The following is a 12,663-nucleotide window of genomic DNA, read 5'->3' on the forward strand; positions in this document are numbered from 1 at the left end:
TGTGATTGTAGAATAGGGAGTTAAAGGTATTGAAATTAGTCTAAAATCTTATACAATTTATCTGATAATCTAATTCTGAATGGCAGTTTAAAAGTGCAAGTATCTCCAAAAACTGCTTTTTCGGAAGTTAGATCGTTAACAAGCATTTCTTCGATTACTAATTTTTGTTCTCCAGTTGTAGCACCTTTAATTAGAATGGTATCGCCAATTTTGATTTCGTTGTCTTCAATTAAAAACTGTCCAATACTTGGTTTTGGAAAGAAATGCGTTCCTTTCCCAATATAGACTTTCTTAACTTTTGGTTCTTTTTTAATTGCAGTTTTTGGTTTTTGCTTCGCCAGTTCGCTAACGCTCGGGTCCGCAACAAAAACACTATGGGTTTCTTCATTGTTCTTGAAAGTCAAAACGTCTGATTTTCCTTTTTTGAAAATCTTATTTCCGTTTTTAATCCCTCTGCGAATGGCTTTTTGCTCTTCTTCCGGCAAATGAATTACACGCACACATTCTTGAGAACAACACCCTTCCATAGCCGTTGCACATTCTTCACATTGGATAAAAAGCAAATGACAGCCTTCGTTCACACAATTCGTATGTATGTCACAAGGTTTTCCGCATTGATGGCATTGGGAAACGATATCGTCTGTAATTCTTTCGCCTAGACGATGATCAAATACAAAGTTTTTACCGATGAATTTACTTTCCAATCCTTCGGCTTTTATCTGGCGCGTGTATTCTATAATTCCGCCTTCGAGTTGGTATACATTTTCAAAACCTTTGTGTTTGAAGTAAGCGCTGGCTTTTTCGCAACGAATTCCTCCGGTGCAATACATCAAGAGTTTTTTGTCCTGTTTATGTTCGGCTAATTGCTCTTCAATAATCGGTAATGATTCTCGAAAAGTATCAACATCTGGTTTTATAGCTTTGGTAAAATGACCAATTTCACTTTCGTAATGATTTCGCATATCGACCACAATCGTGTTTGGGTCTTCTAAAAGTTCATTGAATTCCTTCGCTTTTAGATGAATTCCTATATTGGTTACATCAAAAGTTTCGTCAACTAAACCATCGGCCACAATCTTATCACGAACTTTTACGGTGAGTTTTAAAAACGAATGATCGTTATGTTCTACAGCAATATTCAAGCGAATGCCTTTCATGAAATCATAGACTTCAATTGAATCTTTGAAGGCGTAGAAATTATCGGCTGGAAGTGACAATTGGGCGTTGATTCCTTCGTGGGCAACGTAGATTCGGCCAAGAACTTCAAGGGAGTTCCAAGCCAGGAATAATTCGTTACGAAATTGTGTTGGATCTGAAATTTGCGCATAAGCATAGAAAGACAACGTAAGACGTTGTTTTCCGGCATCATCAATCATGATGGCTCTTTCTTCTGCGCTTAATGTGTTATACAGTTGCATGCTATAAACAGTTTTAAGTTGAGAAATTTATTTTCGATAAAATATTCAAGTCAATTTTCTTGAACGGTGCAAAAGTAAGGATTAATTTGGAAATGAAATAATTTCCTAATCCCAAATGCCTAGCCCCGATAAAAGTGGAAATCCCATCTCGTTTTTTTAACGAGATGGATTGAAACGGATAGCGGGAAATTGCTCCAAACAAAAATTTGGATAAGCTTAAAGACAGTATTTTTTATCTTATAAAGTGCTCTAATGTTTTTAGCATATTTGTTTGACTGTGGATGTATTTCTTTTTTTTCTGGTTAAGCGGGTAGTTTCGAGATAATATGTTAAAATCGATTGCGACAATTGAATATAATTCACTAACTTTCATGTGTATAAGTAGATTATTTTTCGGTTTGTTGAGGTTAATGATTGTTAAATTTAATGCCATTTTTATTATGAAAATTTCTTTTGAAAAAAAAATATTACTGGGATTTATTATCAATTTACTAGTTGTCATTGCTTCAGGGTGGGTTTTCATTTCCAGATTTAATAAGCAAAGAGATGAGGCAATGGATTCATTGCTAAATTGGATAGAACTTTCATTGTTTGTTCTTTCTATTGTTTTACTGACCATTGTCTATTTTATTATTAAAGCGCAATTGCGAGCTAAAAACATTTCCCAAAACTTACTTTTGGAAAACAAACAATTGCTTCAATCTATCATTGATAACACTTCCAATCCTATATTCATTAAAAAAATAAACGGGGAATATGTATTGATTAATAAACAATTTGAATCTTTATTTCAAATCTCGAATGAAGAAATAATAGGGAAAACTGATCATGATTTTTTACCAAAAGAAGTGGCTGATGGTTATCGAAATTCTGATCTTGAAGTGGCAAAAGCATTAAAGGAATTAAAAATGGAAGAAACTATTCAACAGCCGGATGGTCCCCATACCTATATTGCAGTTAAATTTCCACTATATGATTCAACAGGGAGAATTTATGCTATTGGAGGAATTTCCACAGATATCTCAGAAAGGAAAAAATTAGAAGAGTCTTTCAAAGTAACAGATAAATTTTTTAATATGTCTTCGGACATGATGATTATTGGAACGAAAGAAAAATTTGGTAAAGTTAACCCTGCTGTTATTAGAATTTTGGGGTATTCTGAGGCGGAGTTGTTGAGTAAGCCCTATACTTTTTTTGTACATCCTGAAGACTTAGAAATCACAAAAAGAGAAGTTGGTAAACTTCAAAAGGGTGCTTTAATGATTCAGTTTAAAAATAGATTTGTTTGTAAAGACGGATCAATAAAATGGCTTGTATGGTCCATTTCCCCTGAACTTTCAACGGGATTATTATATGCTGTTGCACGGGATGTTACAGCGCAAAAAGAAACGGAAGACTCTTTGGTCATTGCCGATAAATTTTTCAATATGTCCAATAACTTGCTTGTTGTTGCAAAAGGGGAGTATTTTATAAAAATAAATCCGGCTTTTACCAAAACACTTGGCTACACTCAAGAGGATATGAATACTATAAAATTTATGGAATTAACGCATCCCGATGACAAAAACATAGCTGACGAAGTGTTGGCTAAACTTCTAAGGGGGGATGCAATTGTAAATTTTGAAGATCGTGTTCGTTGTAAAGATGGCACTTACAAATGGCTGGACTGGCATAGCACTATTGATGTACAACAAGGCGTATTGTATTCTGTTGCACGTGATATTACCGAAAAAGTTAAAAATGAACAATCCTTAAAAATAGTCAACAATTTTTTTGAGATGTCATTTGATGCTTTTTTTGTTGAAAAAGAAAAGAAAATCATAAAAATTAACCCTGCTTTCACTAAAATTTTGGGTTATAATCAAAATGACTTAGAGAAAATGTCACTTTTAGACCTGATGCATCCAGATTATATAAAAATTGTTAGTGAAAGGAGAGCAAAACGGTTGAAAGGAGAGGAGGTAGAGGCAGATGTTATGTTTCCAATATTATGCAAAGATGGTTCCTACAAATGGACTGAATCAGTGGTGTCAACGGATGTTAAAGAAGGAATGATATATGCCGTTTTACGTGACATCACCCAAAAAAGGCTTGATGAAGAATTGTTAAATAATTATACTCAGAAATTAAAAGATAACGAACAGCAAATACAAACCATTTTTGATGGTGCTCCTGATCCGGTTATCGTAATTGATAGTGAAAGCAATGTTTTAAGATGGAATCCAAAGGCAGAATCTGTTTTTGGATGGAAAATTGCCGAAATTATTGGGAAACCCCTTTTTGAATTCATTGTTCCTACACGATACCGGGAATTACATAAGACAGGTATGGAGCATTTTTTAATATCTGGAATCGGGCCTATCTTAAATAAACCGTATGAAATAGAAGCGGTCAATAAAGAGGGAACGGAATTTCCAGTATCTCTCAGTGTTTCACCTGTCAAAATGGGAGAAAAATATTTCTTTATTGGTTTTGTAAGGGATATTACTGAAAGTAAACAAGCCATTAACGAATTGTATGAAAATGAAGAAACGTTACGGTTGATTATAGAGAATATAGGTGAGGGTGTTGTCGTTGCAAATGCAGATAAAGAAATAGTAATGGCCAACTATATGGCCAATGAAATTTTTGGGATTGAAGAGGATAGTAAAATATCACTTAATTTATCGGATCATTTTGAGTTGTATTTTCCGGATGAAAAAACTGTTTTCCCCTCCCAAAACTTACCGATGGAACGTGCGCTGGGTGGCGAAGAAACAAATGATGTTGATATTGTACTTTGGAATCCAGTTGCACAGGAAAAGAAACGTGTTCTTATTAGCGGAAGGCCATTAATTGATCAAAATGATAAAGTAATAGCTGCTGTGGTGACTATAAAGGACATCAGCAAATACAAAAAAATGGAAGAAGAATTAAAAGAAACAGAATTGAAGTACAGACAGTTAATAGGTTTTAGAAAAGGGGGCGATACAGTCATTTGATTTTTTTATAAAGGAATCTGATTGCTTGGATGTGTTCAAGTAATGATAGAAATAGAAATCCTTTATTTTTTTCTTTAGAATCAATAAAGATTAGGCCGCTATACTTTTATTATAATGGGAGTTCAGTTAATTCCTGTTGAATTAATAACATTCGGTCAGGTGCCTTTAGCAACTGCTGAAAAAAGCAACAATCGTACATTAATAGATGTTGAATTTAATACCATAAAATCATGAAAATTTCTTTTGAAAAAAAAATATTCCTAGGGTTTATTATCAATTTATTTGCTGTAATTGCTTTGTCATGGGTTTTTGTTTTACTATTTGATAGACAAAGAGAACTAACTTTAGATAAAAAATTGAATTGGATAGCACTGTCATTGTTTGTTCTTTCCATTATTTTATTCTCTTTCGTTTATTATATTATTCGCACCCAACTTCATGTTAAAAATGCATCCCAAAACCTCCTTTTTGAAGATAAGCAACTGCTTGATTCTGTTTTTGATAACACTTCTAATCCCATCTTTATTAAAAAAATAAATGGAGAATATTTATTGATTAATAAACAGTGCGAGTCTTTATTTCAAATCTCGAGTGAAGAAATAAAAGGCAAAACAGATCATGATTTTTTACCTAAAAAACTAGCGGATGCTTACCGGAATTCAGATCTTGAAGTCGTAAAAGCACTAAGAGAATTAAAGACAGAAGAAACCATTCATCTGCCGGATGGTTCACATACCTATATTGCAATTAAATTCCCGTTGTATGATTTAGCAGGAAGAATTTATGCCATTGGAGGGATTTCTACAGATATCACCGAAAGGAAAAAATTGGAGGAAACATTCAAAGCAGCCGACAAATTATTTTATATGTCCTTAGATATCATGGTTATTATGTCGGAGGATAAATTTGTAAAAATTAATCCGGCATTGAGTAATTTATTGGGTTATTCCGAGGAGGAATTATTAAGTCAACCATTTCTCACTTATGTACACCCGAAGGATCATATAATCACACAAAAAGAAATTGTTAAACTTCAAATGGGTATTTTAACAATAAAATTTGAAAACAGATGGATTTGTAAAGATGGATCAATTAAATCCCTTGTCTGGTCAGCCTCCCCTGATCTTTCAACCGGACTGATATATGCTGTTGCACATGATGTTACGTTGCAAAAAGAAATTGAAAGCTCTTTAGTTGTTGCACAGAAATTTTTTAATATGTCCTATGACATGCTTGTCGTTTCAAAAGGGGAGTATTTTGAAAAAGTAAATCCAGCCTTCACAAGAAATCTTGGCTACGATCAAAAGGATATGGACGGCAAACCATTTTTATCTATTGCCCATCCTGATGACGCCAATGCTTATATTGATGCCATTAATAAGTTGAAAAAAGGAGAGTCCATGGTCAATCACAGGGCTCGCGCACGTTGTAAAGACGGATCATATAAATGGTTGGATTGGTCCAGTACTATTGATATTCAAACGGGAATAATGTATGCGGTGGCTCGTGATGTTACTGAAATAGTTGAAAATGAAGGATCCTTAAAAATGTCAGAGAAATTTTTCAATATGTCCTATGACATCCTTGTTGTTGCAAAAGGGGAGTATTTTGAAAAAGTAAATCCAGCCTTCACAAGAAATCTTGGCTACGATCAAAAGGATATGGACGGCAAACCATTTTTATCTATTGCCCATCCTGATGACGCTAATGCTTATATTGATGCGATTAATAAATTGAAAAAAGGCGAATCCATGGTCAATCACAGAGCCCGCGCACGTTGCAAAGACGAATCCTATAAATGGTTGGATTGGTCCAGTACTGTTGATATTAAAACGGGAATAATGTATGCGGTGGCTCGTGATGTTACTGAAATAGTTGAAAATGAAGGATCCTTAAAAATGTCAGAGAAATTTTTTAATATGTCCTATGACATGCTTGTCGTTGCAAAAGGCGAGTATTTTGAAAAAGTAAATCCAGCCTTCACAAGAAATCTTGGCTACGATCAAAAGGACATGGACGGCAAACCATTTTTATCTATTGCCCATCCTGATGACGCTAATGCTTATATTGATGCGATTAATAAATTGAAAAAAGGAGAGTCCATGGTCAATCACAGGGCTCGCGCACGTTGCAAAGATGAATCCTATAAATGGTTGGATTGGTCCAGTACTGTTGATATTAAAACGGGAATAATGTATGCGGTGGCTCGTGATGTTACTGAAATAGTTGAAAATGAAGGATCCTTAAAAATGGCAGACAAGTTTTTTAATATGTCCTATGACATGCTTGTCGTTGCAAAAGGCGAGTATTTTGAAAAAGTAAATCCAGCTTTCACAAGAAATCTTGGTTACGATCAAAAGGACATGGACGGCAAACCATTTTTATCTATTGCCCATCCTGATGACGCTAATGCTTATATTGATGCGATTAATAAATTGAAAAAAGGAGAGTCCATGGTCAATCACAGGGCTCGCGCACGTTGCAAAGATGGATCCTATAAATGGTTGGATTGGTCCAGTACTGTTGATATTAAAACCGGAATAATGTATGCTGTGGCTCGTGATGTTACTGAAATAGTTGAAAATGAAGGATCCTTAAAAATGGCAGACAAGTTTTTTAACTTGGCATTTGACATCCTTACGGTTGCAAAAGAGGAGCATTTCATTAAAATCAATCCGGCTTTTACCAAAACACTGGGTTATGATGAAAAAGATTTGGATAAAATAAAATTTACCGACTTAACACATCCTGATGATAAGGGTGTTGCCAATGAGATGTTTGCAAAACTTTTAGAGGGAGAACCGGTTGTGAATTTCAGAGACCGTGTACTTTGTAAAGATGGAACATACAAATGGTTGGATTGGCATAGTAATTTCGATTTACAGCATGGCGTATTGTATTCCGTTGCGCGAGATATTTCGGAACAGATTAAATTAGAAGAAGAACAGCAAACGGTAACAAAGGAACTGTATGAAAATGAGGAAAAATTACGATTGATTTTAGAGAATTTAAGTGAAGGGGTTATTGTTGCCAATGCAGATAAAAAAATAGTATTGGTTAATGATATGGCCAATGAATTTTTTGGAATTAGAGAGGATGATAAAATATCACCTAATATAATAGACCATTTTGAAATATATTACCCAGATGAAAAAACTATTTTTCCCTCCCAAAACTTACCTATGGATCGCGCGTTGAAAGGAGAGTCAACAGATGACATTGATGTGGTGCTTTTGGATCCGGCTACAAAGGAAAAGAAGCGGATTCTTATTAGCGGGAGACCATTGGCTGATCAAAATAATAATGTAATTGCATTTGTTCTTACTATAAAAGACATCAGCAAATACAAACAATTAGAGGCAGAATTAAAAGAAACGGAATCAAAGTACAGACAATTAATAGGTTTTAAAAAGGCTGACGATAAAGAAGTTTGATTCTTTCTTTAAGAAGCCCGATTGCGTGGATACATAATCCACATCGCTCGGATATGTTTACGTAATGATACAATGGAAATCCTTTGTTTTTTCTTTAGAAACAATAAAGATTAGGGTCACTATACTTTTATTCTAATGGAAATTCAGTGGATTTCATTTGAAATATAAAGCAGGAAATCAAAGATTCAGCGAAGCTAAATGGCTTTAGATGATGAAAGCTAAATGGCTTTAGATGATGAAAGCTAAATGGCTTTAAATAGAAAAACCACGACCCAAGCGACAGCGAACTGACGAAGCAATGGACGTGGTTTTTCTTTTTTATTGAATTAACAATATTCGTTGAAAGCATCTTTCAGGTTTTCAGCAATCAATTCTGCTGGGCGGCCCTCAATGTGGTGACGCTCTAACATGTGAACCAATTCACCATCTTTAAACAAAGCTATGCTTGGCGATGATGGAGGAAAAGGAAACATAAATCCTCTTGCTGCATCAACAGCTTCTTTATCTACACCTGCAAAAACGGTTACTAAATAGTCTGGTTTTTTAGCATTATCCAAACTCATTTTTGCTCCCGGACGTGCGTTTCTTGCAGCACAACCACAGACAGAATTTACAACCACAAGTGTTGTTCCTTCAGCTTTTATTGCGTTTTCAACTGCTTCAGTTGTATGTAATTCTTGAAAACCTGCGTCAGATAACTCAGCACGCATTGGTTTTACCATTTCTTCTGGATACATGTTTTTTATTTTAAAATTTATAATCTCAAGTTGCAAAGTTACAAAGTTTAAAACCAACATGTTTATCTGAACTATAAAGTTTTGTTATAGTTTGATTGTTATTTTATTTTTCTGAAAGCCACATGCAGTAACGCTTGAATAAAAGGTGTTTTTGGGCATTTTAGAATGACTTGAATGTCTTCTAAAAGAGAAGTTTCTTCGTCCAAGAATTTGAAAATTAGTTTTGGACTTCCTTTTTTGAATAATGAAGAAAAAATAGTGGAGCCGATTTCGTTTTTTCGGTCCAAAATATCTAAAAGTAACAAATCGTAAAACCAGAATTTGGTTGTTTTATGGAATTTTTTGAAGTCAGTTTCGGTTTGAAGAAATAAAACTAATTCAGTTGATTTTTTATCGGAATATTTGAAAGTATAACCTGTACTTGCTTTAGTCCAACCACCTGAAGTACCAATATTTATTACGTTTTTAGTGTTCGCTTCCCAAAAAGGATAACAGGTCATTGGAATACTTCCCTGTTCTTTTTCGATAATTTCGTAATTGGTAATACCTAGATTTTGAATGTATTTTTGGATTTCGGTTTCGTATTCCTGTCTCTGAAGTAGATTTTTAGAAAACAAGGTGTATTCAATTAAAGCCTCTGTTTTGGAAGTAGGTAAAACATACATAAAACGGGTATTGCCTCTTTGCTCCACCGAAAAATCCATGAACGTTGCTTGTCCGGGATTAAAAACAGGCTGTTCACTTTTGATAAACCAACCAATAAAATGTTGTTGTAAAACCGGATATTCCGTTTGACTTTCCGCTTTTTGTTTATTGTAAATACTATTGAGAAGTTTGGAGCAGGAAAAGCTTTCAGTATCGGTTTGTATCAGAATCAGATTTTCCGATTCTTCGATTTCGATTACTTTCTGACTGAAGAAAGTGATGTTTTTTTGTTTCGAAATCAAATCAAATACTAGGTTGTAAAAATCCAACCCTTTCACCATATTGTATCGATACGGTTTTAAATCCAAGCCCCGACGAAAATTTTCATCAGCAAAAAGAGCTGAATTCCATTTTTTGTGGATGATCGTTTCCCAAGTTCCGTTTGATTCTTCCCAAAAACACCAAGTCCTGTCGTTTGTTTTTTTTGGATTTTCATCCAATAACAGCATACTTTTATCATTGAATTTGCCAGATTGTACCATTTTATAGACGATCATCAAAGCCGATAAACCTGAGCCGGTAAAAATGTAATCGAAGTGTTTCATGTTAATTTCAGGAAATTCTTCTCAAAAGTAACCAATTATTCCATTTTCTCAAGGATAGAAACAAGAGCTTTTGCATTTAGAAAAGAATGTTTTTGAAACAATATCGAAAAATCAGAGGCAAGAATGGTAATTGTTGGATAAACTACTTCGCGGTCAATTGTTGCTAATGCTGTAGCCAATTCATGGATTCCGGTGTTTTGTCCTTTTGGTTTGAATTTGAAAGTATGATTATTGAAAGTAATCTCTTTTTTGCTTTCGGCATCTAATGAAATGAAGTAAAAATTATTATTTAAAAGCGTAATTATTTCTGGATTTCTAAAAGTGGAATTCTCCATCATCTTGCAGTATTTGCACCACGAAGTATGAATAAGAACTACAATAGGTTTTGGATTTTCTTTAGATAATTTTTCCACTTCTTCAAAGGAATAGGTTTTCAATTGGGCAAAACCGGATGGAATTGCCCAAAAGAAAATCAATAGTATAAAAAAGCGTTTCTTCATTATTTTAAAGTATAACGCAATCCAAAAAAGCTGCGAATTCCTTGATTTGGTCCATAAACATAGCCTGGATCAAAGGTTAAAGCATACGGATTATCAGGTGTTGCCTGAACATTCCCATTGGTGTCAAATTGTACATTTTTATCGAAAGGATCATCTGCTCTGGCAATGATAAACGGATTGCCTTTATTTGGCGTCCAATTCAGTAAATTTTTTATTCCAAGATAGATTTCGAAATTTTTGAGTTTATTATAAGTAAACTGAATGTTTTGTATACTCCATGTGGGAGAATATTCCTTTCTTGGATCTAACGCGCCCAAAAGGGGTAAACGCATAGGTCCATATACATTTCCGGTATAATCAATATCCAAAAATAATTTAGGTAATCTATAAGAAATAGCCCAAGTTCCCGTGAATTTCTCGGTAAGCATTTGACGTGTTCTAATGTTATTTTCTGTTTTGGATACATCCATAAAGGTTGCGCCAAGAATCATTTTTAGTCCATTATTGAAAACCATGTCAATGTTGGTGCTTATTCCTTTGGTAACAGCGTGTCCGTTTAAGTTTTTATAAATAATCTGGTTCGGATTGCTATCATAATCAGGAATAATAGAATTCGTGAAATACGTGTACCAAGCTGTAGTTTCCCAGCCGATGAAGTTTCCGTTTTTAGTGTAGATTTTCTTTAAATAATTTAGATTGGCATTATACGAACGTTCCGGTTTCAATTCTTCAAGAACAATTACATCACGCGAACCTGTTAAAGCGGCATGCTCTTCGGTAAAAAGATTGACAATTCTAAACCCAGTTCCCGTGTTAAATCGCAATATGTTGTTGTCGTTCACTTTCCATTTGTAAGCCAAACGCGGCGTGAAAATAGATCCGTGATTGTTGTTGTAATCGTAACGCGCGCCTAATAAAAGTTTGTGCTTTTCAGCCAAATTGATTTCGTCCTGAACAAAAACACTAGGAATCCAATTAACGTCTGCCTTGGTTGTAGCTGTAGTATTGTCATCATAATATTGATAGCGAATGGCAGTTCCAAAAAGCAAATCGTGATTGTTTAATTTTTTATCCCAAGTCAGTTGTCCAAAACCAATGCGTTGTTTCGCTAAATAAGGAATGTTCCCATAAACTGAATTTTGGTCATGATCCGTATAAGAAAAGGAAAACAACATTTTTTCAGAAACCGGAAGTTCATAAGCACCTAATAATTCCCAGCGTTTGGTATAAATGCTTTCTCCATAGACTTCATCTCCACCACGGTATTTTTTCTCCCATTGCATTTCACCACCCCATCGGTCTTCATAGAAAAAACGTCCTGCCATTGAAAATAGTTTGTTGCTTTTTCTGTTGAAATTCCACTTTTGGAAAACGGAAATTCGGTCTTGTAAAGTCACATCGGTAAAATTATCATGGTTGTTATCAATCGGGTTGCTGTAATTGAAATAATTGATACCAGTTAATACCGAAGCGCTTTTTCCTACATTGGCTTTAAAGCCTAAATCAATATTGGCTTCGCCCCAACTAGTTGAAAATGCATCGGCTGAAAAAACAGGGGCGTTTTTAGGGTCTTTAGTGATAATATTGATTAACCCGCCCACGGCTTCACTTCCGTATAAAGAGGATGCAGGACCTTTCACAATCTCTATTCGCTCCAATAATGAATTGGGGATTCCCGATAATCCATAAACTGTCGAAAGCCCGCTAACAATGGGCATTCCGTCAATTAAAACCAAGGTATAAGGACCTTCCAGTCCGTTAATGTGAATGTCGCCCGTGTTGCAAACATTACAATTCAATTGCGGTCGAACGCCATTTACGTTTTGTAAGGCTTCGAAAATATTTGCTGTTGGATTTTTTTTGAAAAATGTGGGTTTGTAAACCTCCACAGGAACGGGACTTTCCAGACGACTTACGGGTTTTAATGTTCCAGTTACAACCACTTCATCCAGCGTATTGTTTTCTTTTAAATCAAAATCTAAAATGATATCAATAGAGTCAATAACTGTAATGGTTTTTCTTTGGGATTTAAAACCAGTATAAGAAACCACCATTTCATAATTTCCGGAGATGATATTTTTAATGCTATAAGAGCCGTCCTCATTACTTATAGTTGCATTTTTAGTGTTTTTCAACACAATGTTAGCTTGTTGCAAAGGCATGTCCTGGGAGGTAATTTTCCCTTTTATGGTGGATTGTGCAAATGAAATAGTATTGATTAGAATACAAAAAAAGAGAATTATATTTTTCACGATTATAATTTTAGACAAACTTAAATTTAATATTTAGACAAAGCTAAAAATTATATTTCAGAAAACAAATTTTTTAATTACTTTAGCATCA

Annotated in this window: 7 protein-coding genes; 2 read left to right on the forward strand and 5 right to left on the reverse strand. The window is 34.6% G+C overall.

Annotated elements, in window-relative coordinates; translation table 11 throughout:
* Nucleotides 1-35: 35 nt before the first annotated feature.
* The gene (trhO, locus tag FNW38_RS11035; RefSeq protein WP_143388001.1) at nucleotides 36-1,418 is read right to left on the reverse strand and encodes an oxygen-dependent tRNA uridine(34) hydroxylase TrhO; all 1,383 of its coding nucleotides are present in this window, start codon (nucleotides 1,416-1,418) and stop codon (nucleotides 36-38) included.
* Between the two features lie 440 nt (nucleotides 1,419-1,858).
* Between trhO and FNW38_RS11040 the strand changes: the two genes are divergently transcribed.
* Both FNW38_RS11040 and FNW38_RS11045 read left to right on the forward strand, forming a co-directional pair.
* Nucleotides 1,859-4,399 (forward strand): PAS domain-containing protein, encoded by a 2,541-nt coding sequence (locus FNW38_RS11040; protein ID WP_185963128.1) that lies wholly within the window; start codon nucleotides 1,859-1,861, stop codon nucleotides 4,397-4,399.
* 230 nt (nucleotides 4,400-4,629) lie between these two features.
* Nucleotides 4,630-7,833, forward strand: a complete 3,204-nt coding sequence (locus FNW38_RS11045; RefSeq protein WP_143387999.1) for a PAS domain-containing protein — start codon at nucleotides 4,630-4,632, stop codon at nucleotides 7,831-7,833.
* Nucleotides 7,834-8,159: 326 nt separating this feature from the next.
* Here FNW38_RS11045 and FNW38_RS11050 read toward each other — a convergent pair whose 3' ends face one another.
* From FNW38_RS11050 to FNW38_RS11065, 4 genes are all read right to left on the reverse strand, one after another.
* Complete coding sequence (locus FNW38_RS11050; RefSeq protein WP_143387998.1) at nucleotides 8,160-8,570, reverse strand: BrxA/BrxB family bacilliredoxin; 411 nt, start codon at nucleotides 8,568-8,570, stop codon at nucleotides 8,160-8,162.
* Nucleotides 8,571-8,668: 98 nt separating this feature from the next.
* Nucleotides 8,669-9,820, reverse strand: a complete 1,152-nt coding sequence (locus FNW38_RS11055; protein WP_143387997.1) for a lycopene cyclase family protein — start codon at nucleotides 9,818-9,820, stop codon at nucleotides 8,669-8,671.
* A 35-nt stretch (nucleotides 9,821-9,855) separates the two neighbouring features.
* Nucleotides 9,856-10,320: a thioredoxin family protein gene (locus tag FNW38_RS11060; protein WP_143387996.1), complete on the reverse strand. Its 465-nt coding sequence runs from the start codon at nucleotides 10,318-10,320 to the stop codon at nucleotides 9,856-9,858.
* Nucleotides 10,320-12,572, reverse strand: coding sequence for a TonB-dependent receptor (locus FNW38_RS11065; RefSeq protein ID WP_143387995.1), 2,253 nt, complete (start codon nucleotides 12,570-12,572; stop codon nucleotides 10,320-10,322). Before FNW38_RS11065 ends, FNW38_RS11060 begins: the two co-directional genes overlap by 1 nt.
* Between the last annotated feature and the right edge of the window lie 91 nt (nucleotides 12,573-12,663).

Source organism: Flavobacterium gawalongense (assembly GCF_007097265.1).
GTDB lineage: Bacteria > Bacteroidota > Bacteroidia > Flavobacteriales > Flavobacteriaceae > Flavobacterium > Flavobacterium gawalongense.